The sequence below is a fragment of the Halomonas sp. SL1 genome, from assembly GCF_003030865.2.
GTDB lineage: Bacteria > Pseudomonadota > Gammaproteobacteria > Pseudomonadales > Halomonadaceae > Halomonas > Halomonas halophila.
Window position 1 is genome coordinate 79,873 of the sequence record NZ_PYUQ02000014.1, and the last position, 23,408, is coordinate 103,280.

Annotated in this window: 20 protein-coding genes; 13 read left to right on the forward strand and 7 right to left on the reverse strand. The window is 67.3% G+C overall.

Features of this window, described 5'->3' with window-relative positions:
- Window positions 1-37 precede the first annotated feature (37 nt).
- The 5 genes from C9J49_RS08970 to kynU all read right to left on the reverse strand — a co-directional run bounded on the left by C9J49_RS08970 (window position 38) and on the right by kynU (window position 6,131).
- On the reverse strand, window positions 38-1,513 hold the full coding sequence (locus tag C9J49_RS08970) for a YdiU family protein (RefSeq protein WP_107181279.1): 1,476 nt from the start codon (window positions 1,511-1,513) through the stop codon (window positions 38-40).
- Window positions 1,514-1,726: 213 nt separating this feature from the next.
- The gene (locus tag C9J49_RS08975) at window positions 1,727-3,034 is read right to left on the reverse strand and encodes a DUF2252 domain-containing protein (RefSeq protein WP_107181280.1); all 1,308 of its coding nucleotides are present in this window, start codon (window positions 3,032-3,034) and stop codon (window positions 1,727-1,729) included.
- 153 nt (window positions 3,035-3,187) lie between these two features.
- On the reverse strand, window positions 3,188-4,048 hold the full coding sequence (gene kynA / locus C9J49_RS08980; RefSeq protein WP_107181423.1) for a tryptophan 2,3-dioxygenase: 861 nt from the start codon (window positions 4,046-4,048) through the stop codon (window positions 3,188-3,190).
- 20 nt (window positions 4,049-4,068) lie between these two features.
- Entirely contained in the window at window positions 4,069-4,899 is an 831-nt protein-coding gene (locus C9J49_RS08985; protein WP_107181281.1) for an alpha/beta hydrolase, read from the reverse strand.
- Window positions 4,899-6,131 carry a kynureninase gene (gene kynU / locus C9J49_RS08990; RefSeq protein WP_107181282.1) on the reverse strand — a complete coding sequence of 411 codons (1,233 nt, stop codon included), beginning with the start codon at window positions 6,129-6,131 and terminating at the stop codon, window positions 4,899-4,901. The genes C9J49_RS08985 and kynU overlap by 1 nt, the downstream gene beginning before the upstream one ends.
- A gap of 134 nt (window positions 6,132-6,265) precedes the next feature.
- Here kynU and C9J49_RS08995 point away from each other — a divergent pair, with 134 nt between their 5' ends.
- Both C9J49_RS08995 and C9J49_RS09000 read left to right on the forward strand, forming a co-directional pair.
- The gene (locus C9J49_RS08995) at window positions 6,266-6,730 is read left to right on the forward strand and encodes an Lrp/AsnC family transcriptional regulator (protein WP_035593746.1); all 465 of its coding nucleotides are present in this window, start codon (window positions 6,266-6,268) and stop codon (window positions 6,728-6,730) included.
- 150 nt (window positions 6,731-6,880) lie between these two features.
- Complete coding sequence (locus tag C9J49_RS09000; RefSeq protein WP_107181424.1) at window positions 6,881-8,311, forward strand: YfcC family protein; 1,431 nt, start codon at window positions 6,881-6,883, stop codon at window positions 8,309-8,311.
- Between the two features lie 53 nt (window positions 8,312-8,364).
- Here the strand turns inward: C9J49_RS09000 and C9J49_RS09005 are convergent, their stop codons facing one another.
- Window positions 8,365-9,267, reverse strand: coding sequence for a LysR family transcriptional regulator (locus C9J49_RS09005; RefSeq protein ID WP_046079448.1), 903 nt, complete (start codon window positions 9,265-9,267; stop codon window positions 8,365-8,367).
- A gap of 251 nt (window positions 9,268-9,518) precedes the next feature.
- Here C9J49_RS09005 and C9J49_RS09010 point away from each other — a divergent pair, with 251 nt between their 5' ends.
- From C9J49_RS09010 to C9J49_RS09060, 11 genes are all read left to right on the forward strand, one after another.
- Window positions 9,519-10,967 (forward strand): M20 family metallopeptidase, encoded by a 1,449-nt coding sequence (locus C9J49_RS09010; RefSeq protein ID WP_107181283.1) that lies wholly within the window; start codon window positions 9,519-9,521, stop codon window positions 10,965-10,967.
- A 177-nt stretch (window positions 10,968-11,144) separates the two neighbouring features.
- Window positions 11,145-12,449 carry an OprD family outer membrane porin gene (locus C9J49_RS09015; RefSeq protein ID WP_107181284.1) on the forward strand — a complete coding sequence of 435 codons (1,305 nt, stop codon included), beginning with the start codon at window positions 11,145-11,147 and terminating at the stop codon, window positions 12,447-12,449.
- 160 nt (window positions 12,450-12,609) lie between these two features.
- Window positions 12,610-13,989 carry an AlkA N-terminal domain-containing protein gene (locus C9J49_RS09020; RefSeq protein WP_046079451.1) on the forward strand — a complete coding sequence of 460 codons (1,380 nt, stop codon included), beginning with the start codon at window positions 12,610-12,612 and terminating at the stop codon, window positions 13,987-13,989.
- Between the two features lie 34 nt (window positions 13,990-14,023).
- Window positions 14,024-14,515, forward strand: a complete 492-nt coding sequence (locus tag C9J49_RS09025) for a methylated-DNA--[protein]-cysteine S-methyltransferase (protein WP_046079452.1) — start codon at window positions 14,024-14,026, stop codon at window positions 14,513-14,515.
- A 368-nt stretch (window positions 14,516-14,883) separates the two neighbouring features.
- Entirely contained in the window at window positions 14,884-15,885 is a 1,002-nt protein-coding gene (gene dctP / locus C9J49_RS09030) for a TRAP transporter substrate-binding protein DctP (protein ID WP_107181285.1), read from the forward strand.
- Window positions 15,886-15,946: 61 nt separating this feature from the next.
- Window positions 15,947-16,471, forward strand: a complete 525-nt coding sequence (locus tag C9J49_RS09035; RefSeq protein ID WP_107181286.1) for a TRAP transporter small permease subunit — start codon at window positions 15,947-15,949, stop codon at window positions 16,469-16,471.
- Between the two features lies 1 nt (window position 16,472).
- On the forward strand, window positions 16,473-17,807 hold the full coding sequence (locus tag C9J49_RS09040; protein WP_046079455.1) for a TRAP transporter large permease: 1,335 nt from the start codon (window positions 16,473-16,475) through the stop codon (window positions 17,805-17,807).
- Between the two features lie 13 nt (window positions 17,808-17,820).
- A complete protein-coding gene (locus C9J49_RS09045; protein WP_107181287.1) occupies window positions 17,821-19,188 on the forward strand; it encodes a malonyl-CoA decarboxylase in 1,368 nt (455 codons plus the stop codon).
- A complete protein-coding gene (locus C9J49_RS09050) occupies window positions 19,185-20,708 on the forward strand; it encodes a malonyl-CoA synthase (RefSeq protein WP_107181288.1) in 1,524 nt (507 codons plus the stop codon). Before C9J49_RS09045 ends, C9J49_RS09050 begins: the two co-directional genes overlap by 4 nt.
- Before the next feature lie 150 nt (window positions 20,709-20,858).
- Entirely contained in the window at window positions 20,859-21,659 is an 801-nt protein-coding gene (locus tag C9J49_RS09055; RefSeq protein WP_107181289.1) for an AraC family transcriptional regulator, read from the forward strand.
- Window positions 21,660-21,775: 116 nt separating this feature from the next.
- Complete coding sequence (locus C9J49_RS09060) at window positions 21,776-22,426, forward strand: LysE family translocator (RefSeq protein WP_107181290.1); 651 nt, start codon at window positions 21,776-21,778, stop codon at window positions 22,424-22,426.
- Between the two features lie 28 nt (window positions 22,427-22,454).
- On the opposite strand, the gene C9J49_RS09065 is transcribed toward C9J49_RS09060, so the two are convergent.
- Complete coding sequence (locus C9J49_RS09065) at window positions 22,455-23,375, reverse strand: LysR family transcriptional regulator (RefSeq protein ID WP_107181291.1); 921 nt, start codon at window positions 23,373-23,375, stop codon at window positions 22,455-22,457.
- Window positions 23,376-23,408: the final 33 nt, after the last annotated feature.

A 23,408-nucleotide genomic window follows, 5' to 3' on the forward strand; every position in this document is an offset into this window, starting at 1 on the left:
TGCCGACGGCCCCTGTCGCGGTGACGATGCGCTCGCGTCAGGTGCCACAGAAGGTCCGCAGCACCTTCTCGTCGTCCCGCGGCGGACGGGTATAGTCGACCTCGCCGTTCGGCGCCTCGAAGGGCCGGGTGATCGCCGCCAGCAGCGCCTCGAAGGGGGCGAAGTCGTCGTTCTCGGCCGCCGCGATGGCCTCGGCCACGCGATGGTTGCGCGGAATCACCGCCGGATTCACGCCGCGCAGGCGCCGCGCCAGCTCGGCGGTATCGGCCTCCTCGCGGGACAGCCGCTCGCGCCAGCGTGACAGCCAGGCGTCGAGCGCCTCGCGGTCGCCGAACAGCTCGGCCAGGCGCGCCTCGCCCTCGGGGCCTTCCAGAGCGTCGGCCAGGCGGCGGAAGCTCAGGGTGAAGTCGGCGCGCGCGGCCTGCATCGACGCCAGCAAGTCCGCAATCAGGGCGGCGTCGCCCTCCTCCACCGTCTCGAGGCCCAGCTTGGCGCGCATCACCCGCAGCCGGCTGGCCTCGAAGCGCTCCTCGAAGGTCTTCAGCACCTCGGTGGCGCGCTCGATGGCCCGCTCGCGGTCCTCGTCGATCAGCGCCAGCAGGGTCTCGGCGAAGCGCGCCAGGTTCCACTGGGCGATCGGCGGCTGGTTGACGAAGGCATAGCGGCCGCGCTCGTCGATGGAGCTGAATACGGTGCGCGGGTCATAGGCGTCCATGAAGGCGCAGGGGCCATAGTCGATGGTCTCGCCGGAGATCGCCGCGTTGTCGGTGTTCATCACCCCGTGGATGAAGCCAAGCCCCATCCACCGCGCCACCAGCTCGGCCTGGCGCTCCACCGTCGCCTCGAGCAGGCCCAGATAGCGCTCGCCCTCATCGCGCTCGGCGAGATGCGGGTAGTGGCGCTCGATCGCCTCGTCGGCCAGCAGCCGCACGGCCTCCTGGTCGTCACGGGCGGCGACGTACTGGAAGGTGCCCACGCGCAGGTGGCTGGCGGCGACGCGGGTCAGCACCGCGCCGGGCTCCGGCACGCGTCGATAGACCGTCTCGCCGGTGGTCACCGCGGCCAGCGCCCGGGTGGTCGGCACGCCCAGGGCATGCATGGCCTCGCTGACCAGGTACTCGCGCAGCACCGGGCCTAGCGGCGCGCGGCCGTCGCCGCCGCGGGAGAACGGCGTGCGGCCGCTGCCCTTGAGCTGGAGATCGCGCACCCGGCCGGCGCGGTCGGTCACCTCGCCCAGCAGCACCGCCCGGCCATCGCCGAGCTGGGGCACGAAGTTGCCGAACTGGTGGCCGGCGTAGGCCAGGGCCACGGGCTCGGCGCCCTCGGGCAGGACGTTGCCGGAAAACAGCTCGGCAGCCCGCTCGGGGTCGAAGGCGTCCAGATCGAAGCCCAGCGACTCGGCCAGCGGCCGGTTGAAGGCCACCAACTCGGGGCGCTCGACGGGCGCCGGCCGGGCGGGCGCCCGCAGCCGGTCGGGGAAGCGCGCATAGCGCAGCGTGAAGGGGGGAAACATGGCGCCTCCTGAATGCGAATTGCCCCCAGCCTACAGCGACCGGGGGCCTGCACCCAAGGCGTATCGGCGCGATTCAGAACGGCGCTGAACGTGGAACACGCCGGGGACGGGTCGAAGAGGGGGTCCTACGCCAGGGAAGGCGTCGGTAGCGCCCAGGGAGGGGTTCATAGCGCCCCTCGCAGACCCGTCGACGGCGAACACATCGGTTCCCGTTTACAGAGAATCGACGAAAGTGGCGTGATCCCGGGCCACGCAGTCGGCGTAGCTGAAGGCCAGCGTCGAGATCATGTCCACGAAATGCTCCTGGCCGCCCTCGACCCGGCCGGTCACCGCCCGGGCGAAGGCGCCGGGATCGTCGGGGTTCAGCGCCTGGCCGCCGCGCAGGTGCTCACGGGCCAGGATCCGGCCCCACTGCTTGGCCAGCTTGCGATAGGGCTTGTCGCCGTCGAGCTTGTGGGTCGGGAAGTCCTCCTTGAACGGCGAGCGCTCGCGCACCGAGAACACCGTGTCGCCCAGATGCAGCCAGCCCAGGTAGATGTCCGGGTGCTCGGCGATGGCGGTGAAGGCGGCGGCATGGCGGGCACCCTCGTGGGCGAAGGCGCGGCGCCAGTCGCGCTTCTCGGCGGCGTTCATCAGCCGCCAGCCCTCGGGCGCGGTCTGCTGCTTCACGTCGAGGATGACGTCGTCGTGGACATGGTCGCGCCCGCCCTCGATCAGCACGTAGTAGCGGTCGAGCCCCAGCGAACCGGTGCCGGCATCGAGGCGCCGCGCCATGTCCTTGACCCGGAAGTGATCCTCCTCGGCTTCGGCGCGGGCGCCGCGCAGCGTCCCGCGATACTCCTCCTCCACGGCCTTGCGCAGCTGGCTGCCCAGGTGGGCCGGCAGGCGGGCCAGCTTCTCCGGGCGCTCGTCGACGGCGAGACGACGGCCGTCGTCGCCAAACACCGTCCACTTGTCGAGCATCTTGGCCCGGCTCTCCTTGCGCGCCACCTTCTCCAGGAAGGGTTCCAGCGGCCCCTTGGCGGTCTCCAGGGTCACCGCCCCCGGCACCTCGCCCTCGGCGTGATCGTCGAGCTCGTCCAGGTAGGCCTCGATGAGCGTCTCGAGCGACTTGTCGATGCCCTTGCGCGAGAGCCCGGCGTTCTCACGGGCGTCCAGCACCAGGCTGATCGCCAGCCGCCACAGATCGTACTGGTAGTCGCCGACCATGGCATCGTCGAAGTCGTCCATGCCATAGCGCACGGCATCGTCATGATGGCCGTAGGCGCCGAAGTTGTAGACGTGCGCGTCGCCCTGCAGCCAGGTCTGGGTCTCCGGCAGGCCGCCGTAGAGGGCGAAGCGCCAGTCGTGCCAGACGTCGCTCCAGTACAGGTGGTTGGTGCCGCGGAAGAAGCGATACGGCGACTCGGCCAGCTTGGCGTACTTGGCCTCGCGGTCGTCGTCGTCAAGCGAAGCGTTGGCGGCGGCGATGGCGTCGAGCACCTGGCGGGGGCGATTGTGACGGGTCAGCGGTGGCGTCATGGGAAAACTCCGTGTGATCGAGGGCAACCGAAACGGCATCCTTTACAGTCAAGCAGGCTCCGAACCACCGGGTAAGCCTGACGCATCGGCCCGATGAACACCATCGGGCATGAAGCAACCGCGATCATCGTCCCATCATCCTGGCCCCGCCGGCTACAGCGAGGTTCTGACCGACCAGAGCTCGGGAAAGAACTTCAGGTCCAATGCCTTCTGCAGATACGACACTCCCGAGGTGCCGCCGGTCCCGCTCTTGTGGCCGATGATGCGTTCGACGGTCTTCATGTGGCTGAAGCGCCACTTGTGGAAGTTGTACTCGGTATCCACCAGCTTTTCCGCCAGCTCATACAGGTCCCAGTGCCGGTCGGTATCGGCGTAGATATCGGCCCAGACGGCCTCGACCTCCGCACAGGCTTCATACGGCTCCGACCAGTCGCGATCCAGCACCGATGCCGGCACGCTGAAACCTCGCCGAGCCAGCAGCTGCAGGCTGATGTCGTACAGGCTGGGGGCCTGCAACACGCTCACTAGCCGCTGATAGTGCTCGGGGTGCGAGCGATGGACCTTGACCATGCCCGGGTGCTTGTTGCCCAGCAGGAACTCCAGCTCGCGGTATTGGTACGATTGAAATCCGGAGCTCTGCCCCAAGCTGTCGCGGAAGCTGACGTAGTCGGTCGGCGTCATGGTGACCAGGACTTCCCAGGCCTGGATCATCTGCTCCTGGATGCGCGAGACCCGGGTGAGCATCTTGAAGGCCGGCCGGAGTCGATCCGCCGCGATATGCCGAGCCGCCGCATGCGCCTCATGGAGGCACTGCTTCAGCCATAGCTCGGATACCTGATGGATGGTCACGAAGAGCATTTCATCGTGCTCGTCAGAGACAGGATTCTGGCAGGACAGCAGGGTCTCGAGCCCCAGGTACTGTCCGTAGCTCATGTCCTGATCCCAGTGAACGCTCTTTTCGCTCGTCAGGTTCACGGCATTCCGGCCGGTCTTGTTGTCATTTGAGTGCTTCATGGCGGCCCCCTTGCCTACCTTCATGTTGATTCGTTGGCTGATGCATCCTTGCCCGAACGATCTGGCGTGCTGCCGAGCCGCTCGAGAATATCGAAGTGGTCACAGTCCTTGAGCTCGGTCAGCCGACAGCGCCCTCCTGCCGCCCGCACCCGTTCATCGAGCCGTTCGCTCTGGCGATGGAACGCCGGCGGGTCGAATTCCCCGAGCACCAGCTGAAGCGGTGGCAGTCCCGCCAATGACTGGCACAAGGGACTAAGCTCCTCGGCACGCCCAGGGTCCAGCCCCAGCGGGGCATTGATGTAGGTCTCCACCAGGGGGCGCAGGTCATAGATACCGCTGATCAACCACAGCGAGTCGATGCCCGCCAGCCCCTGCTCGCCCAGGCAACTCGCCAATGCCAGGTGCGCCCCGGCGCTGTGCCCCCCCAGGTGAAGGGGCGCTTCGGCGTTCAGCTCCCCCAGCTCTCGTTGAAGGACCGCGACCGCCCGCCGGCAGGCTTCGACGATGGCCTCGAGGGATGTCCGCGGCGCCAGCGGATAGTCCACGGACGCGAAGGCCCAGCCGGCCTCGAACCAGTCGCCGGCCATGAAATCCGTCGCCGAGGCGTCCAGCTCCTGCCAGTAGCCGCCATGCAGGAACACCATCAACCCGCGCGGCTTGCCCGTCGTCGGCAGGAAGAGATTGATACCCTCCTGAGCGCCCGGCCCATAGCTCAGGCGTCGCGGCGGATGACGCTCCCTGAGCCGCTCGCCACGCCGGGCCTGGCGAGCCAGGCTGGCCTCGAAGCTTCGCGCCCAGAGGCTCGGCGAATAGGCACGATCCAGCGCCCATTGCCCGTCGTGACCCGCCATCAGGTCACCGCCCCGCGCACGTGGAAGCGCGGCTCGCGGTATTCGCCGCCCTCGACCACCTCGCGGAAGTGGCGCGCCGCCCGCCAGACGTCCTCGAAGCTCAGGTAGAGCGGCGTGAAGCCGAAGCGCATCAGGCCCGGCTCGCGGTAGTCGCCGATCACCCCGCGACTGATCAGCGCCTGGACGATGGCGTAGCCGTTGTCGGCATCCACCAGCGACACCTGGCTGCCGCGCTCGGCCGCCGGCGGGGTGATGTCCTCGATGCCATGCGCCTCGAACAGATCGGCCAGGCAGTCGCGGAACAGCGCGCTCAGCGCCAGGCTCTTCTCCCGCAGCGCCGCCATGTCGACATCGCCCCACATCGCCAGCGAGGCCTCCAGGGCGCTGTAGGCCAGCGCGGAGTGGGTGCCGGTACGAAAGCGGGTGATGTCGCCGGCCGGGGCATAGTCGGCGTCGAAGGCGAAGGGCGCGGCATGGCCGTGCCAGCCCGAGAGCGGCTGCCAGCCGCCGTCCTGGTGGTCCCGATGCACATAGAGGAAGCCCGGCGCGCCGGGGCCGCCGTTGAGGTACTTGTAGGTGCAACCCACCGCGTAACGGGCGCCGCTGCCGGCGAGGTCCACCGGCAACGCGCCGGCCGAGTGGGCCAGGTCCCAGATCACCTCGGCCCCGGCCTCATGCACCCGGCGCGTGGTCGCGGCCATGTCGCGCAGCCGGCCAGTGCGGTAGTTGACCTGGCTGAGCACCACCACGGCCACGCCGTCCAGGTGGTCGGCGAGCTCGGCGCCCTCGGGCAGTACACGATGCTCGACGCCGCCGAGCCGGCAAAAGCCCTGGGCGATGTAGCCGTCGGTGGGAAAGTTGCCGCCCTCGCTGAGCACCGCGCCACCGTCTCCATCGCCACGCCGCTCGAGGATATAGCCCAGCAGCTTGAACAGGTTGAGGGTGATGTTGTCGGTGACCACCACTTCGCCATCGCGGGCACCGATCACCGGCGCCAGCCGGTTGCCGAGGCGCTCCGGGGCATCGAACCAGCCCTGGTTCCAGCCGCCGATCAGCTCGTCGCGCCACTGATCCAGGGTCGCGGCGACGGCTTCCCTGGCGGCCGTCGGCTGGGCACCGAGAGAGTTGCCGTCGAGGTAGAGGGTGCCCTCGGGGAGGGCGAAGCGGCGCTTGAAGCCCGCCAGGGGATCGTGGCGGTCCAGCTCGCGAACGCGGTCCAGGCTGACGCTCATGTCGGGTCTCCGCAGGTCAGGGGAAAGGCCTGCGATCATTCTAGGCGAGGACGGACGACGCCCGTTTGCATTCTCATGGGCTCCTGGCCATCTTTAACGCAAGAATCTTGCATAAAAAGGCCACATAAAGATAAATGACAACACTCGATCGCTTCGACCTGGCCCTGCTCCATGCCCTCCAGCGCGACGCCCGCCTGACCCTCGGCGCCCTCTCGGAGGCCGTCAGCCTCTCGCCCAGTCAGTGCTCGCGGCGCCTGGCGCGGCTCGAACGCGACGGCATCATCCAGGGCTATGCACTACGGCTCGATCCCCGGGCGCTGGGCCTGGCGGTAACGGCCTTCATCTCCATCTCCATGGACAAGTCGCGCATGGACCGCCCGCTGGATGCCGTGGCGGCGCTGCTGGCCCGCGACGAGGTCATCGAATGCCACACCATCACCGGCGACCATGATTTCGTCCTCAAGGTGGTGGTGGAAAGCCTGGGGGCACTGTCGGCCTTCCTCGCCGAGGCAATAAGCCCGCTCGAGGGCATCCAGAACGTCGCCACCCAGGTGGCCATGGACACCCTCAAGAGCAACGGGCCGCTGAAGACGAGATAGCACCGGCGCCACCGGCACCGAGGTCACCGCTTGCAAAAAACAGAAGAAGCACTTGAGAAATACGTAATTGTTAACGATGCGAGTGCCTTGCTAGCGTGAAAAAACCGCAAAAAGACCTCGAAAACACAAGAATCAATAATGGAGATAAAGATGGCGGGAAAGACAACGATAGAATCAGCCACCAAGGCATCGAAGGGCAGGAAGCTGCCGATGCCCGATGTCTTCGTTATCCTGTTCGGCTTCATGATCCTCGTGATGATAATGTCGTACATCGTCCCGGCCGGCAGCTACGAGAGAATCAAGAATAACGGGCTAACCCAGGTCTCCACAGACAGTTTCCAATATATCGACGCGATGCCACTAGGCTTTCTCGACCTGTTCACGGCCATTCACCAGGGCCTGACGGGTGCCTCCGGCATCATCTTTCTCATTCTGGTAGTCGGCGGATCGCTGAAAGTCATCGAGTCAACGGGGGCCATCAACAACGGCATCTATCGGCTCATACATCTGGCCAAGGGCAACCATAATGTGCTGATCGTGATGTTCTGCACGACCTTCGCCATCTTCTCTTCTGTCGGTATCGCCCCCAACCTTGCGATCGCCTTCATCCCCATCGGACTGCTCTTATCAAGGTCGCTGCAACTTGATCCGATCGTCGGCGTGTCGATGATCTTTCTCGGTGCCTATGCGGGTTTCGCCGGCGGCGTCTTCGACCCAGTGGTCACCGTCACGGGCCAGAAAATCGCCGAGCTTCCGCTGTTCTCGGGCTTTCTCTTTCGCGGCGTCATCTTCCTCGTCTTCCTGAGCATCACCATTGTCTATATCTGCCGCTATGCTCAGCGTGTTCGCAGCAACCCCGACAACAGCTTCATGGGTCATGTCGGCACGGCCCCCGATCCGAAAGACGGTGAACTCGAGGCCGCCCCGGTACTCAGCCTGTCACACAGGATCGTGCTGCTGCTCATCCCCGTGGCTATCGGTACCTTCCTGTATGGTGGCTTCAACTTCGGCTGGGGGATCAAGGAGCTCTCCGCGGTCTTCATCATCCTCGGTATCGTCACCGCCGCGATCTGTCGAGTCACGCCCAACGATTTCGTCAAGCGGATGATGGCTGGGGCGAATGAGGTCATGTACGGCGCCCTGGTCGTCGGCGTCGCTGCCGCCGTCATCGTACTGCTGAAACAGGCCAGCCTGATCGATACCATCGTGCATGGCATCGTGAGCTCCCTGGACGGTCACGGGAAGATCATGGCCATGCAGCTACTGTATGCCTTCAACCTGACCTTCAACGGACTCATCACCTCGGGCACGGGACAGGCCGCCATCGTCATGCCCATCATGGTGCCTATCGGCGACATGCTGGAAGTCACCCGTCAGTCCACCTTCATCACCTTCAAGCTAGGCGATGCCGTCACCAACATCATCACACCCCTATCGGGCACCCTGATGGCCTGCCTGGCGATCGCCCGCGTCTCCTATGTGGAGTGGTTCAGGTTCGCTCTGCCGCTGGTACTGATCTGGGTCGTGGTGGGTGGCCTCTTCGTCGCCATTGCCGTCAGCATCAACTACGGGCCCTTCTGAGGAAACCATTGCCAGCGGCCTGGCCGGCACATCCTGCCAGGCAGCCGGCTCTCCTAACGGCAGGCGGATGTGAGCTGGTCGTCTAGATACGCCAGAAAATCGTCGACGTTTCCCGGCAGCTCACGATCCGCCATCACCTGCACCTGAAGGTGTCGCAGCGACAACTGCGGCTCCTTCATTGGCTTTAGGACCAGACCGTCTCGTTCCACCTTGCCGCTGACAGTAACGGCGCTACAAAGGGCAATCATGCTCGAGCTCTCGCCGATCACGGTGTAGATGGCACCCAGGGAGTCGCAGGAAAATGCCGGCAACACCTTCACTCCGGCGAGGCTGCATGCCATGTCGAAGAGATGCCGCATGGTCGATCCGCCCAGCGACATGGCCAACGGATAGTCGACGACATCCTCGACGCCGACGCTTTCCCGACTCGCCAGCGGATGCTCCCTCGGCATGAGGGCGCAGATCGAAGCCTCATGACTGGAGACCACCTTCACGCCGACATCGGGTGACAGGCTGAAGGTCAAAGCGATATCGACGGTTCCCTCCCTCACCAGCTCCGAGGCACGGACCGAGTCCACGACAAGAAGATCAAACCGAATTTCAGGAAACCTCTCGGCGAAACGCGAGATGACACTGGGCAGAAAGTTCCATGCCATGCCTTCCGGACAGGCCACCTTGATGGTCATCTTCTGGCGCTTCACCACCCCCTGCATCTCCGAGAGGACCTGGCTGATTTCCAGCTGGTTTCTCAAGGAATAGGCCAACAGTAACTCTCCAGCCTCGGTCAACTTCATCCCCCTTGGCTGTCTGTCGAACAGCTTGATCTCCAGCCTGTTCTCGAGGTTGGTAATCTGCCGACTGACAGCGGATACTGCCACGTGAAGCTCCTCGGCTGCCGACGACAGTGAGCCAGTCAAGGCAACGCTCTGGAAATAGCGCAAGTTGAGCTCTTTCATTCCCTACCTCACCGGGGCAATGCCGGAAACTCGGCAGGACAATTCATGATAAACCAAGATATTCATTGTTATCATCAAGACTCTAACCCCAACATCAACCCATGAAATACAACACAGAATGCAATACTAAAAAACAGGATTACCGCAATCAGAAAGAGCAATTCAAATATTCGAAATTGTGATATCAACAGGCAGAAATTAACCTCAAGACATCCGGCTTAATATTGTTAAACATGCATACAGGATGGCATATGAACGACACCCACTCATCCGAAAGAGACCTCGCCATCCGGCTGGCCTCTGACAAGGTCACCTCCGGGCAGCTCTACGAACGCCTCGAGCAACGCATCGCCCGGCAGACCGTCAGCCAGGATCCCGACTGTGCCGACGCCCTGCGCCACTACCTGACCGATGACATCGCGCCCACCCTCGAGGGCATGGGCTTTTCCTGCCGGATCATAGAGAACCCCAAGTCTGGCCACCCTCCTCTACTGATCGGCCACCGGCTCGAGGATCCTGAACTGCCCACGCTGCTTACCTATGGCCATGGGGATGTCACCAACGGACAGGATGAGCTGTGGTCGGGCGAACTTATGCCCTGGTCCACCACCTTCGAGCACGGCCGCATCTACGGCCGCGGCACTGCCGACAACAAGGGGCAGCACAGCATCAACCTGGCCGCTCTGGAGTCCGTCATCGAGGCTCGCAAGGGCACCCTGGGATACAACCTCAAGATGCTGTTCGAGATGAGCGAGGAAATTGGCTCTCCCGGCCTTGAGGAGGTCTGCGCAGCCTATCGGGAAGAGCTGGCCTCCGACCTGTTCCTGGCCTCGGACGGGCCTCGGATCCGTCACGACATGCCGACCCTGTTTCTGGGCTCGCGCGGAGTCGTGCAGTTCCGGCTGACCGCCGATCCGGGCAACGGTGGCCGCCATTCCGGCAACTGGGGCGGCATCATCACCAACCCCGCAGCCGAACTCTGCAATGCCGTTTCGACGCTGATCTCACCCACCGGAAGGATTCTGGTCGACTTCCTCAGGGCACCGGCCATCCCGGAAGACGTCGACCGCCTCATCCGCGACCTCCCCGTGGGCGGCAGCGACGGCGACCCGTGGGTGAACCCGTCCTGGGGAGAAGCGGGCCTGACGGATGGCGAACGCCTTTACGGCACCAACACCCTCGAAATCGTCGGCTTCAACGCCGGCAGGACCGACAAGCCGGTAGGGGCGATTCCGGAAAAGGCCGAGGCGATACTGCAGCTGAGATTCGTCAAGGGCACCGACTGGCAGGCGGTGGAAAGGAACCTCAGGGATCATCTCGACGCCCGGGGACTGGGCCATATCGAGGTGCAGCCCGCAGGCGGCTACGCGGCCACCCGGCTGGATCCTTCACACCCATGGGTCGAGTTCGTCACCCGCTCCGCCACCGACAGCCTGGGCGAGCCGCCCTCGGTGCTGCCCAACCTGGGCGGCACCATCCCCAACCACTGTTTCTCCGATGTCCTGGGGCTGCCCACCGTGTGGCTCCCTCACTCGTACCCCTCATGCAACCAGCATGCGCCCGACGAGCACCTGCTCGAGCACATCGTCGAGGAAGGCGTACGGCTGGCGGCCGGCATCTTCTGGGATCTGGGCACCCCCGACGGCCGACGCTTCGCCGAGCGAGCACCCGGCTCACGAGAAACGCCGCTCGACGCCTAGCGGCACACCGTCGGGCCCCGGAGCGACCCGCCCGGGCAGGACCCTCGACACCGATGGCCCAGCCTCCCCGAACCATGGCCACACAGGGCGGTTCACGACGAACCGCCCACTCCTTGCGCGTCCTCGTGGACGCCACCCCACTGACCCACCACAACGACAACATCATACGAGGTCGCCATGTCGCCCCATAGGCTGAAAAGCAGCATCCTGATCCTGAGCCTTGCGCCCACCCTTGCCCTTGCCGACGATTTTCTCTCGGAAGGCCAGGCGCAGCTCGAATACCGCCAATACTACTTTAACGCCGACCCCGACTCGGGCATGGGCCCCACCCGCGACGAATGGGTCCAGGGGATGCTGGTCGATTACCAATCCGGCTTCTATCGCGACATCATCGGCTTCGATCTCGGCTACGGCGTCGCCGACGCGCTGCACATCAGCAACGGTGCCGACAGCATCACCAACCTCTCCGCCGGCGATGACGTCCAGCATCCGCACTCGATCTCCACGCCGACCTCCGCCTATCTGAAGCTGCGACTTGGCGACGAAGACAACCGCCTGCGCCTGGGATGGGGCAAGAAGAGTCGTGACTATCAGCTGTACACCGACAACACCACCCGCATCCTGCCCGCCTCGTCGATTGGCTACGACATCACCTACGATTACCAAGACCTCAGCCTCTACGCGGCTCGCATTGATCGCTTCAGCCCCCGAGACGAGTCCGGCTGGGGCGACGATCTGGAGACCTTCGACGGCCGCTCCATCAACCGCGTTGACCTGGCCGGCCTGAGCGTCGAGCTGCCGGGCGAGGTGACGTTCGAGACCGAATACCTGACGGCCCGGGACTACCTCGACGAGTCCTTCTTCCGGCTCAGCCATGACGTCGCGCTGCCGCTGGATTCGACGCTGTCGACGAGCCTGGCCCATGGCGCCCAACACGATGGCGGCGACCTGTTCGAGACCCAGGGCGTGCCGCGCCGCTACCAGGCGGACGACTCCCACGACGCCCGCTATGACGAGGCATCGCTCACCTGGCGACTCCCCGGCAAGTACCTCGGACTCGCCTACACCCAGGTCGACGGAGACAACTACGATCGAACCCTGTTCGCCGAGGATCACGGCAGCTGGAACAGCGAGGCCAAGAACTTCTACTGGTTCGGCCTGGAAGGCGAACAGATGTGGAAAGTCAGCGCCGGGATGGACCTGTCCCCCCTAGGTCTCGAAGGACTGCGCTGGGATGGCCACTACGCCTTCTCCGATGCCGCCGACGGCTACCAGGACTTCTCTCGCCGCGAATTCCTGAGCCTGCTGCGGTATCGCTTCTCCGGCCCCCTGGATGGCCTGTCACTGGCCTGGCTGCATATCGATTTCGAGACCCTTGGCGAGCCGGCTCCGGGCAGCGGCAAGGCACTGACCTACGCGGCTTCCGGCTTCATCACCCACGACACCGACCGCCTCTACCTGACCTACCGCTACACGTTCTGAGCGATACGATTCGGCGCCCCCCGGGGCGCCACTAGCTGGATGCAGGACAGATTGGCGATGCTCAGCACTACGCCTCGCGTAGACCACGTCCGTTTCCGGCGAGTCTCGCCGCGCTGGCGCGTTACACTGCGATCAGGAACCGAGACCGAGGAACGCCGCCATGCTGGATGCCGCTCAGTGCCGCCAGGCGCGCCTGGCCCGGGATGCGCGCTTCGACGGCCGCTTCGTGGTTGGTGTGACCAGCACCGGCATCTACTGCCGACCGATCTGCCCGGCCATCCCGTCGAAAGACACCCGGGTGCGCTACTTCGACACGCCCCTGGCCGCCGCCGAGGCCGGCTTCCGGCCCTGCCTGCGCTGCCGGCCCGACAGCGCCCCCGACTCCCCCGCCTGGCGCGGCACCCGCACCACGCTCGAGCGAGCGCTGCGGCTGATCGACGACGGCGCCCTGGGCGACGGCTCGCTGGGCGATCTGTGCCAGCGGCTCGGCGTCGGCGAGCGCCACCTGAGGCGGCTGTTCCACGACGGGCTCGGCGTCTCGCCCAAGGCCTACGCCCAGCATCGCCAGTGCCTGTTCGCCAAGCAGCTGCTGCACCAGACCACGCTGCCGATCACCGACATCGCCTACGCCAGCGGCTTTCGCAGCCTGCGCCGCTTCAACGATGCCTTCGTGACCCGCATCGGCCTGGCGCCGCGGGAACTGCGCCGAAGCGCCGCCGATAGCGCCAACGGCGGCCAGAACGGCGAGCCGCTGACGCTATGGCTGGCCTATCGCCCGCCCTACGCCTGGCCGGCGCTGCGCGACTTCCACGCCGGCCGTGCCATTGCCGGCCTGGAGTGGGTCGGCGAGGCATATTACGGCCGGCATATCCGCTGGGGCGGCGCGCGCGGCTCGTTCACCGCCGAACACGTGTCGCAGCGCCATGCCTTCCGGGTCCGCCTCCTGCTCGACGACCTGCGCGCCCTGTCGCCGGTGGTGCGGCGCATCCGCCGGGTGCTGGATCTGGACGCCGACACCACCACCATCGAGACCCATCTGGCCGGCGCCTTCCCCGGCCTTGCACTGGTCGAGGGGCTGCGGCTGCCCGGCATCTGGTCGCCCTTCGAGGCCGGCGTCCGCGCCATCCTCGGCCAGCAGGTCTCCACCGACGCCGCCCGCGGCCTGGTCACGCGACTGGTGGAAGCGCGGGGCGAGCCGACCGAGCACGGCCATCACTTCCCCGTGCCCGAGGCCATCGCCGACAGCGAACTCGACGAACTGCGCATGCCCGGCGCCCGCAAGGCGACGCTCAGGCGCTTCGCGAGCTGGTACGCTGCAGGCGAAGCCGACGACGATCCGCTGACCTGGACGGCGCTGAAAGGCATCGGGCCCTGGACGGCGAACTACGCGGCGCTGCGCGGTATCGGCGCCCCCGACATCTGGCTGGACGGCGACGCCGGCGTGCGCCGCGCCCTGCCCCGCCTGGAAGGCGAAGACCCGGCCCGAGGGGCGCCCTGGCGCAGCTACCTGACCCTGCAGCTCTGGTCTTCCACCCCCTGAGGTTCATGCCCCTGAGCAACAAGGAGACAAGCCGATGAGCGACGACGCCCTGGACTACTTCCACCCGCCGGAGACCGAGGCCCTCGGCCTGATTCGCCTGAGCGCCTCCGACGCCGGACTGACCGAGATCGCCTTCGTCATGGAAGAGGACGCACCGGCCCGGCCCAACGCCCACACCGAGCAGGCCCGCGCCCAGCTGGCAGAATACTTCGACGGCCTCCGCCGGGCCTTCGACCTGCCGCTGGCGCCGGAGGGCACCGACTTCCAGCGCCGCGTATGGCAGGCGCTGGCCACCATTCCCTTCGGCGAGACCCGCTGCTACGCCGAGATCGCCGAGCAGCTCGGCTGCAAGGGCGGTCAGCGCGCGGTGGGCGCGGCCAACGGCAGGAACCCGTTGGCCATCGTGGTGCCCTGCCACCGGGTGATCGGCAGCGACGGACGGCTCACCGGCTACGCCGGCGGCATCGGCCGCAAGCAGTGGCTGCTGGCGCACGAGGCCGGCGAGATTCCTTTCTCTCTAAACTGAGTGCCTCTGAATCGAGTGCCTCGGAACCGAGCCGGGCACCCGGATCGTTCTACCGTCGCGATGCCCCGCCTTGCGCGAGTGTCGCGACGATTTTCCCCGATTTTCTTTCATCATGCCCGACCGCCCGCCACGAGCGCCTTTCGGCGCTTTTGCTGCATCGCAGCTGATGCCTTTGTCTAAGCCGCCCGGTTTGACAGTAGTATTTCACTTCGCCTATTGAAATATATATCAGCACCGCTGATAGACACTTCAAACAATAAAGCTTCGTACAACAGCCGCTCTCTCGCTGCTGCTCCAAAGAGAAGTTGTGCCAAGAAACGTTGCTCTCAACAAACGGCCCATAACAACAACACCCATCTGGAGACGCCATGAAACGCTCAATGCTCCCCATCGTCGCGGGCACCGCCCTCGCCGCCTCTCTCGCCGGCACCGCCGCCTCGGCCGACACCGTGCTGCGCGCCTCGCACCAGTTCCCCGGTGGCCAGGGTGACGTGCGCGACGAGATGGTCCAGCTGATGGCCGACAAGGTCGCCGAGGCCAACGTGGGCCTGGAGATCGAGGTCTATCCCGGCCAGTCGCTGTTCAAGGCCCGCGAGCAGTGGGCCGCGCTGTCCCGCGGACGCCTGGACATCACCGCCCTGCCGCTCGACTACGCCAGCGGCCGCCACCCGGAATTCTCCGCCACCCTGATGCCCGGCGTGGTACGCAACCACGAGCACGCCCGCCGCCTCAACGACTCCGAGTTCATGGGCATGATCAAGGACGTCATCCAGGAAGGCGGCGCCCGGGTGCTGGCCGATGCCTGGCTGGCCGGCGGCTTCGCCTCCAGCCAGCAGTGCATCACCTCGCCGGACACCGTCGAGGGCCAGACCTTCCGCGCCGCCGGCCCGGCCTTCGAGCAGATGCTGGCCGGCGCCGGCGCCTCGATCTCCTCCATGCCGTCGTCCGAGATCTACACCGCCCTGCAGACCGGGGTGCTGGACGCCGCCAACACCTCCTCGATGTCCTTCGTCTCCTACCGCATCTACGAGCAGGTGAGCTGCATGACCGCCCCGGGCGAGCACGCCCTGTGGTTCATGTACGAGCCGATCCTGATTTCCGAGCGCAGCTGGCAGGGGCTCAGCGAGGAGCAGCAGCAGGCGCTGATGGCCGCCGGCCAGGCCGCCGAGGACTTCTTCGCCGAGGAGGCCGCCGGCCTCGACCAGGCGATGGTCGACGTCTACGAGGAGAACGGCGTCGAAGTGGTGACCATGAGCCAGGAGGACTACGACGCCTGGCTGGAGATCGCCAAGCAGACCTCCTACAAGAACTTCGCCGAGAACGTCCCCAACGGACAGGCCCTGATCGACGCCGCCCTGGCCGTCGAGTAACCGGGTTTCCGCCCCACGACACCGGCCTTCGGGCCGGTGTCTCTGACTCCGGGAGGACGACATGACCATGGCCAACACCTCACCCCTCGCCCGACGCCTGCCGCTGGTCGGCGGCTACATCCGCCTGATGGATGGCGTCTCCCGCGGCGCCGCCTACGTCGCCTGCGCGCTGTTCATCGCCGGCGTCGGCGCCATCTGCCACATGGTCTTCGTGCGCTACGCGCTGGGCATGAGCACCAGCTGGCAGACCGAATTCACCATCTTCTCGGTCACCGGCGCCATGCTGATGGGCAGCGCCTACGTGCTGATGACCGGCGGCCACGTCGCCATCACCCTGCTGCCCGACCTGGTCGGCGGCCTCGGCCGCAAGCTCATGCTGCTGCTCGGCTCGCTGGTCGGCTTGGCCTTCTGCGCCGCGCTGGCCTACGGCAGCTGGGTCTACGTCGCCGAGGCCTGGCACGGCCAGTGGACCACCGGCACGGTATGGAACCCGCCGCTGTGGCCGGCCCTGCTGCCGGTGGCCCTCGGCGCCACCCTGCTGACGCTGCAGTACGTCGCGGAACTGCTGCGCGGCGAGGAGAACTGACATGGATCCGATCACGCTGGGCATCATCGTCGCCGTCGGCCTCATCGTACTGATGGCCATCGGCACCCCCATCGCCTTCGCCCTGGGCGGCGTCTCGCTGATGGCGCTGCTCTACGACCGCGGCATGCCGGAGCTCACCTACTTCGGCGAGACCTTCTTCGAGCGCATCGCCGAATTCGGCTTCGTGGCCATCCCGATGTTCATCCTGATGGGCGCCGCCGTGGCCTCCTCGCCCACCGGCCGCGACCTCTATCGCTCGCTGGACCTGTGGATGGGCCGCCTGCCGGCCGGGCTCGCGGTCTCCAACATCGGCGCCTGCTCGATCTTCGCCGCCCTCTCCGGCTCGTCGCCGGCCACCTGCGCGGCGATCGGCAAGATGGGCATCCCCGAGATGCGCACCCGCGGCTATCCGGACGGCGTGGCCGCCGGCTGCATCGCCGCCGGCGGCACCCTGGGCATCCTGATTCCGCCCTCGGTGACCATGATCATCTACGGCATCGCCAGCGAGACCTCCATCGGCCGCCTGTTCATCGCCGGCGTGGTGCCGGGCTTCATGCTCGCCGGGCTGTTCATGGTGTGGACGATCATCGCCTGCCGGCTGGCCGGCGGTTACCAGAATCCCGCGGCCGAGGCCGCCGGCCGGCTCAAGGAGACCGTCAAGGCCAACGTCGATTCCAACCTCAAGGCGGTGGTGCGGGTGCTGCCCTTCCTCGCCGTGGTGGCGGGCATCCTGTTCGCCCTCTATGGCGGCGTGGCCACGCCCTCCGAGGCGGCCGGCGTCGGCGCCTTCCTGTGCCTGGCGCTGGCGATCCTGATCTACCGCATGTGGCAGGCCGGGCCGATCAAGCTGATCATGCGCGACTCGCTGCGCGAGAGCGTGATGATCATGCTGGTCATCGCCTGCGCCGAGGTCTTCGCCTACGCCCTGTCGTCGCTGTTCATCACCCAGACCGTGGCCGGCGCCATCGCCGATCTGGAGGTCAACCGCTGGGTGCTGATGGGCGTCATCAACGTCTTCCTGCTGGTGGCCGGCTTCTTCCTGCCGCCGGTGGCGGTGATCGTGATGACCGCGCCGATCCTGCTGCCGATCATCCTGGCCGCCGACTTCGACCCCTACTGGTTCGCGGTGGTACTGACCATCAACCTGGAGATCGGCCTGATCACCCCGCCGGTGGGCCTCAACCTGTTCATCATCAAGGGCATCGCGCCGGACATCTCGCTGCGCAGCATCCTGACCGGCAGCCTGCCCTACGCCCTGTGCATGGTGCTGGCGATCGTGCTGCTGTGCTTCTTCCCCGGCATCGCCCTGTGGCTGCCCGACCTGATCATGGGCTGAAGGAGACGACGCCATGAACATGACCTTCCTTCAGGAACTGCTCAACAACATCACCCAGCGCGACGCCCTGCGCTGGAAGCGCTCGGAGGGCGACGCCGCCCCCACCCCCGACGCGCTGATCGACGCCTGCCGCGGCCTGCTCGAGAGCGACGGCGAGGCCTCGAGCATCGCCCTGGCCAACCGCGCCCTGGCCATGTACGCCCGGCTCGACGCCGACCCGCGAAGGCACTTCTTCATGCGCCTGGCCGAGGAGTTCGCCGCCGACCCCGAGCGCATCGACGCCACCTACGCCGCCTATCGCGAGAGCCGCGACAACGCCTCGCTGGAGGCGCTGTTCGAGGCCTGCGAGCCCAGGCGCCAGGAGCTGTTCCGGCGCCTCAACCTGGCCCCGGACGGCACCTACCAGCTGGTGCGCATGCGCGAGCAGCTGCTGGCCCTGCGCCGCGAGCATCCCGAGCTCGCGGCCATCGACGCCGACTTCGCCCACCTGTTCGGCTCCTGGTTCAACCGCGGTTTCCTGATGCTCAAGCGCATCGACTGGAACACCCCGGCCTCGATCCTGGAGAAGATCATCCGCTACGAGGCGGTGCACGAGATCCAGGACTGGAACGACCTGCGCCGCCGGCTCGACGCCCGCGACCGCCGCTGCTTCGCCTTCTTCCACCCGGCCACCGGCGACGAGCCGCTGATCTTCGTCGAGGTGGCGCTGTGCAAGGGGCTGCCGGACCGCATCCAGCCGATCCTGGCCGGCGACACCAGCGCGCCGGGCCACGTGGAGGAGCCCGAGGACGCCGACAGCGCCGCCTTCTTCGGCATCAGCAACTGCCAGACGGGGCTGCGCGGCATCTCGTTCGGCAACTTCCTGATCAAGCAGGTGGTGCAAGAGCTCAAGCAGGAACTGCCGCAGCTCAAGCACTTCGTCACGCTCTCGCCGGTGCCGGGCTTCGCCCGGTGGCTGGCCGAGCGCCGGGACGACACCACCCTGCCGGAATCCACCCGCGAGGCGCTGGCCGAGCTCCAGGCGCCCGGCTGGCACCAGGACGCCGAGCGCGCCGAGGCGCTCAAGGCCATCGTGCGACCGCTGGCCGCCCGCTACCTGGCCGAGGAGAAGAACCCCAGGGGCCTGCCGCTCAACCCGGTGGCCCGCTTCCACCTGGGCAACGGCGCCGAGCTTCACCGCATCAACTGGCTCGGCGATACCTCGGCCAAGGGCCTCGAGCAGGCCGCCGGGCTGATGGTCAACTACCTCTACGTGCTCAACGACATCGAGCGCAATCACGAGAACTACACCGCCAACGCCACCGTGGCCCGTTCCGGCGAGGTCAAGGACCTCGTGCGCAAGGCCCGCAAGGCGCAGGGCAAGGGAGACACCGCCAGATGACCGATAACAACAACCTGTTCAAGACCTTCGCCGCCCGCATGCAGGCCCGTGGCGACGCCGACTTCATCACCACCCGCGACGGCCGCCGCTACTCCCACGCCGACGCCCTGGCCGAGAGCGCCCGGCTGGCCGGCGCCCTGGTCGAGCTCGGCGTCTCGCCCGGCGACCGGGTCGCGGTGCAGGTCGACAAGAGCCCCGAGGCGATCCTGCTCTATCTGGCCACGCTGCGCGCCGGTGCGGTCTACCTGCCGCTCAACACCGGCTACACCGGCGACGAGATCCGCTACTTCCTGAGCGACGCCGAACCGGCGCTGTTCGTGTGCCGCCCGGCGGTGCTCGAGGAAGCCCGCGCGCTGGCCGCCGAGACCGGCTGCCCAGCGGTCGAGACCCTCGGCAGCGACGCAGACGGCTCGCTGATGGAGCGCGCCGCAGCCGCCACGCCCTTCGATGACGCCGTGCCCCGCGCCGACGACGACCTGGCGGCGATCCTCTACACCTCCGGCACCACCGGGCGCTCCAAGGGCGCCATGCTCACCCACCGCAACCTCGGCTCCAACGCCGCGGCGCTGGTCGAGGCCTGGCGCTTCACCCCCGAGGACCGGCTGATCCACGCCCTGCCGATCTTCCACACCCACGGCCTGTTCGTGGCCTGCAACGTCACCCTGATGGCCGGCTCCAGCCTGCTGTTCCTGCCCAAGTTCGACGCCGACGTGATCTTCGAGGAGCTGCCCCGCGGCACCGTGATGATGGGCGTGCCGACCTTCTACACCCGGCTGGTGGCCGACGAGCGCCTCACCTCCGAGGTCACCGCCAACATGCGCCTGTTCGTCTCCGGCTCGGCGCCGCTGACCGCCGAGACCCACGAGCTGTTCGCCGAGAAGACCGGCCACGCCATCCTCGAGCGCTACGGCATGACCGAAACCAACATGAACCTCTCCAACCCCTACGACGGCGACCGCCGCGCCGGCACCGTGGGCATGCCGCTGCCCGGGGTGGAGATCCGCATCGTCGACCGTGACGGCGGCAAGGAAGTCCCCGACGGCGAGATCGGCCTGCTCCAGGTGCGCGGCCCCAACGTCTTCGTCGGCTACTGGCGCAAGCCCGAGAAGACCAAGGAGGAACTGCTCGAGGACGGTTTCTTCATCACCGGCGACCTGGTCACCCGCGACGAGCGCGGCTACGTGCAGATCGTCGGCCGCGACAAGGACCTGGTGATCTCCGGCGGCTACAACGTCTATCCCAAGGAGGTGGAGCAGGTCATCGACGAGATGGACGAGGTGCTGGAATCCGCCGTGATCGGCCTGCCCCACCCGGACTTCGGCGAGGGCGTCACCGCGACGGTGGTGTGCCAGCCCGGCGCCAAGCTCGACGAGGCCCAGGTGATCGCCCACCTGCAGGGCCGGCTGGCCAAGTACAAGCAGCCCAAGCGGGTGTTCTTCATCGACGCCCTGCCGCGCAACACCATGGGCAAGGTGCAGAAGAACGAGCTTCGCCAGCGCTTCGACGCCACCTATCGCTAGGCTTTAGACGCCGGCGACACCCGGCCACCACGAACACGACGGCACCGCCATGGCGGTGCCGTCGTCGTTGGGACGGACGAGATCCCGTCGCGATCGCCGGTCCGTGCTACCCTACCGACGACTCGGCCGCCACGCTCAGGGAGCCCGACCATGACCCAGTTCTGGCACGACCCGGCGCTGCCCTTCGTCGAGAGCCGGCGGGCCAGCGACAGCCGCGCCTGCTACCGGCCCCACAGCCACCCCACCCTGTCGATCGGCGTGGTCGACCGCGGCCAGAGCCGGTTCCGCTGCCAGCATCGCCGCGAGCGCCTGACGCCGGGCTGCCTGGTCAGCGTGCCGGCGGGCGTCGTGCATGACTGCAATCCACTGCCGGAAGGGCGCTGGAGCTATCAGATGCTGCATCTGGACCCGGCCTGGGCGAGCGACGTGCTGGATGAGGCCGCGGCCGGACGCGACATCGAGCGGACCCTGCCATCAACGGTCTTCATCGCCCGCGACCCCGCGCCCTATCGGGCCTTCTGTGAGCTCAATGCGCTGCTGTTCTCCCCGGCCCCGGCGGCCGACAAGGAAGCCGGGCTGATAGAATTCCTCGGCCGGCGCCTGTGGTGTCGCGGCGAGCCCCTGGCCGTTCACCTTACGGACTCGTCCGCCCTGGCCGACCTCCAGCGGCACCTGCTCGAACGGCTCGAACGGCCGCCGTCGCTCGAGGCGCTGGCCCGGGATCACGGCCTGAGCCGCTATCAGGTGATCCGGCTGTTCCGCCGCGACACCGGCCTGACGCCCCACGCCTGGCTGCTCGACCGGCGCATCCAGCAGGCCCGCCGCCGCCTGCGTCAGGGCGCCGGGCTGGCCGATCTCGCCCAGGAGCTGGGTTTCGCCGACCAGGGCCACTTCCAGCGCGCCTTCAAGGCCCGGGTGGCGATCACGCCGGGGCGCTACCGCGGCGCCTGAACCCGCCGCGCGCTACTTGATCAGCGCCCTCTCCCTCGTCCCCGCACTTTTCTTCAATACCGCCGCGCCGGCACGACGCAGACTGTCCTCCCCGCCATCCGGAGAGGCCCCACGTCATGCTGCAACAGTTCCTGCTGGTCGCCGGCGCCCACTTTCTCGCCCTGCTCAGCCCCGGCCCGGACTTCTTCCTGATCCTGCGCTACGCCGTGGCCCGGGGCCGCGGCCCGGCGGCGCTGGCCAGCCTCGGCATCGGCCTGGCCAACGCGCTGTTCATCCTGCTGGCCATGGGCGGGCTGATGGCCCTCGATGCCGAAGCCGACGCCTTCATCGCCGTTCAGTGGGCCGGCGCCGCCTTCCTGCTGTTCATGGGCCTTCAGTTCCTTCGCCAGGCGGGCGAGACACGGCTCGACGCCGCCACTCTCGGCGAGACCGCGGCGCCCTCCAGCGCCGCGGCCGGCGCCCTGCTCGCCGGGCTGGCCTCGGGGCTGCTGAATCCCAAGAACGCGCTGTTCTACGCCAGCCTGTTCGCGGTGCTGCATGCCCGGGACACGCCCGCCGGCCTGCAGGGCCTCTACGCGGCCTGGATGATCGCCGCGGTGCTCGGCTGGGACCTGCTGGTCGGCCATCTGGCGGGGCACCCGAGGCTGATCCGGCGCTTCGGTCACGGCCTGCGACACATCGAGCGACTGGCCGGCGCCCTGCTCATCCTGCTGGGGCTCGGCATCGTCGCGACCCGGCTCGATCCCGGGCTGCTGGCGTTCGCGTGACCGGCCCGGCGACTCGGCCCTAGGGCGCCTACAGCGCCTCGCGGTTCGCGACGATCAGCTCGCTCAGGAAGTCGGCCAGCGCGCGCACCCTCGGCGCCCGCGACAGGTCGGTCTGGATCACCAGGTAGATGTCCTGCTCGACGCCGATGTCGGCCTCGAGGCAGGTAAGGTCGCGGCCCCGCGCCAGCAGGTGCGGCAGCACCGCCAGCCCGAGGCCCGCCTCGGCCGCCACCACCTGGGCGTCCAGCGAGGTGGTGGTCAGCGCCGGCTCGCGGCCGTCGAGCCGCTCGGTTACCCAGCGCGCGGCCGGCAGATGAGCGTGGCGCTCGCCCCAGGTGATATAGGCATCATCATGACCGCCCTTGGCACCGGCCGGGCGCCTGGCCAGATAGTCGAGGCCGGCATAGAGCCCGTAGCCCAGGGTGGCGAGCCGGCGCAGCGAGACGTTGCCCCGCTCGGGCTTGACCATGCGGATCGCCAGGTCGGCGTCCCTGCGCGACAGGCTGGCGGTGGCGATGTCGGTGACCAGATCGATGGCGATGCCCGGATGGCGCTCGCGGAACGCCGGCAGCGCCGGCAGGATCAGCCGGGTCGCCAGGTTCTCGGCGGTGGCCAGCCGCACCCGGCCGCTCAGCGCCTCGTCCTCCTCGATGCCGGTGGAGAAGGCGTGGGCGGCGGCCTCCAGCGCCTCGGCCCGGGGCACCAGCGCCTGGCCCTCCGCGGTCAGCGAATAGCCCGACGGCTGGCGCACGAACAGCGGAATCCGCATCGCGCCCTCCAGCCGCTCGATGCGCCGCCCCAGGGTGGCGATGCCCACGCCCAGCGCACCGGCCGCCCCGCTCAGGGTGCCGTGGCGCGCCACGGCCAGGAAGGCCTGGGCGTCGTTCCAGTTGACCCGGCGCGAGGCCGGCTTTTCATTACTGGCAATCCGCTTTGCGGAGTCGTTCATGTTGCGCGTTCCCGGTGTGTGTGACGCTGCCTT

Bases quoted from the DNA above. Each gene is read 5' to 3' on its own strand.
- C9J49_RS08970 (WP_107181279.1), bottom strand. From the start codon at position 1,513: ATGTTTCCCCCCTTCACGCTGCGCTATGCGCGCTTCCCCGACCGGCTG.
- C9J49_RS08975 (WP_107181280.1), bottom strand. From the start codon at position 3,034: ATGACGCCACCGCTGACCCGTCACAATCGCCCCCGCCAGGTGCTCGAC.
- kynA (WP_107181423.1), bottom strand. From the start codon at position 4,048: ATGAAGCACTCAAATGACAACAAGACCGGCCGGAATGCCGTGAACCTG.
- C9J49_RS08985 (WP_107181281.1), bottom strand. From the start codon at position 4,899: ATGGCGGGTCACGACGGGCAATGGGCGCTGGATCGTGCCTATTCGCCG.
- kynU (WP_107181282.1), bottom strand. From the start codon at position 6,131: ATGAGCGTCAGCCTGGACCGCGTTCGCGAGCTGGACCGCCACGATCCC.
- C9J49_RS08995 (WP_035593746.1), top strand. From the start codon at position 6,266: ATGACAACACTCGATCGCTTCGACCTGGCCCTGCTCCATGCCCTCCAG.
- C9J49_RS09000 (WP_107181424.1), top strand. From the start codon at position 6,881: ATGGCGGGAAAGACAACGATAGAATCAGCCACCAAGGCATCGAAGGGC.
- C9J49_RS09005 (WP_046079448.1), bottom strand. From the start codon at position 9,267: ATGAAAGAGCTCAACTTGCGCTATTTCCAGAGCGTTGCCTTGACTGGC.
- C9J49_RS09010 (WP_107181283.1), top strand. From the start codon at position 9,519: ATGAACGACACCCACTCATCCGAAAGAGACCTCGCCATCCGGCTGGCC.
- C9J49_RS09015 (WP_107181284.1), top strand. From the start codon at position 11,145: ATGTCGCCCCATAGGCTGAAAAGCAGCATCCTGATCCTGAGCCTTGCG.
- C9J49_RS09020 (WP_046079451.1), top strand. From the start codon at position 12,610: ATGCTGGATGCCGCTCAGTGCCGCCAGGCGCGCCTGGCCCGGGATGCG.
- C9J49_RS09025 (WP_046079452.1), top strand. From the start codon at position 14,024: ATGAGCGACGACGCCCTGGACTACTTCCACCCGCCGGAGACCGAGGCC.
- dctP (WP_107181285.1), top strand. From the start codon at position 14,884: ATGAAACGCTCAATGCTCCCCATCGTCGCGGGCACCGCCCTCGCCGCC.
- C9J49_RS09035 (WP_107181286.1), top strand. From the start codon at position 15,947: ATGACCATGGCCAACACCTCACCCCTCGCCCGACGCCTGCCGCTGGTC.
- C9J49_RS09040 (WP_046079455.1), top strand. From the start codon at position 16,473: ATGGATCCGATCACGCTGGGCATCATCGTCGCCGTCGGCCTCATCGTA.
- C9J49_RS09045 (WP_107181287.1), top strand. From the start codon at position 17,821: ATGAACATGACCTTCCTTCAGGAACTGCTCAACAACATCACCCAGCGC.
- C9J49_RS09050 (WP_107181288.1), top strand. From the start codon at position 19,185: ATGACCGATAACAACAACCTGTTCAAGACCTTCGCCGCCCGCATGCAG.
- C9J49_RS09055 (WP_107181289.1), top strand. From the start codon at position 20,859: ATGACCCAGTTCTGGCACGACCCGGCGCTGCCCTTCGTCGAGAGCCGG.
- C9J49_RS09060 (WP_107181290.1), top strand. From the start codon at position 21,776: ATGCTGCAACAGTTCCTGCTGGTCGCCGGCGCCCACTTTCTCGCCCTG.
- C9J49_RS09065 (WP_107181291.1), bottom strand. From the start codon at position 23,375: ATGAACGACTCCGCAAAGCGGATTGCCAGTAATGAAAAGCCGGCCTCG.